At 51.9% G+C, this 1,011-nt stretch carries 1 rRNA gene; it reads left to right on the top strand.

Features of this window, described 5'->3' with window-relative positions:
- Positions 1-10: 10 nt before the first annotated feature.
- A 16S ribosomal RNA gene (locus SJI03_RS28745) occupies positions 11-1,011 on the top strand; the annotation flags it as partial.

The following is a 1,011-nucleotide window of genomic DNA, read 5'->3' as shown; positions in this document are numbered from 1 at the left end:
AACAGAGATTAAACTGAAGAGTTTGATCCTGGCTCAGATTGAACGCTGGCGGCATGCCTTACACATGCAAGTCGAACGGCAGCACGGAGCTTGCTCTGGTGGCGAGTGGCGAACGGGTGAGTAATATATCGGAACGTACCCTAGAGTGGGGGATAACGTAGCGAAAGTTACGCTAATACCGCATACGATCTAAGGATGAAAGTGGGGGATCGCAAGACCTCATGCTCGTGGAGCGGCCGATATCTGATTAGCTAGTTGGTAGGGTAAAAGCCTACCAAGGCATCGATCAGTAGCTGGTCTGAGAGGACGACCAGCCACACTGGAACTGAGACACGGTCCAGACTCCTACGGGAGGCAGCAGTGGGGAATTTTGGACAATGGGCGAAAGCCTGATCCAGCAATGCCGCGTGAGTGAAGAAGGCCTTCGGGTTGTAAAGCTCTTTTGTCAGGGAAGAAACGGTGAGAGCTAATATCTCTTGCTAATGACGGTACCTGAAGAATAAGCACCGGCTAACTACGTGCCAGCAGCCGCGGTAATACGTAGGGTGCAAGCGTTAATCGGAATTACTGGGCGTAAAGCGTGCGCAGGCGGTTTTGTAAGTCTGATGTGAAATCCCCGGGCTCAACCTGGGAATTGCATTGGAGACTGCAAGGCTAGAATCTGGCAGAGGGGGGTAGAATTCCACGTGTAGCAGTGAAATGCGTAGATATGTGGAGGAACACCGATGGCGAAGGCAGCCCCCTGGGTCAAGATTGACGCTCATGCACGAAAGCGTGGGGAGCAAACAGGATTAGATACCCTGGTAGTCCACGCCCTAAACGATGTCTACTAGTTGTCGGGTCTTAATTGACTTGGTAACGCAGCTAACGCGTGAAGTAGACCGCCTGGGGAGTACGGTCGCAAGATTAAAACTCAAAGGAATTGACGGGGACCCGCACAAGCGGTGGATGATGTGGATTAATTCGATGCAACGCGAAAAACCTTACCTACCCTTGACATGGCTGGAATCC

It is taken from the genome of Janthinobacterium sp. GMG1, assembly GCF_034427795.1.
Classification (GTDB): domain Bacteria; phylum Pseudomonadota; class Gammaproteobacteria; order Burkholderiales; family Burkholderiaceae_D; genus Janthinobacterium.
The sequence above is the reverse complement of the archived record's forward strand: the minus strand, read 5'-3'. Positions and strand labels throughout refer to the sequence as shown.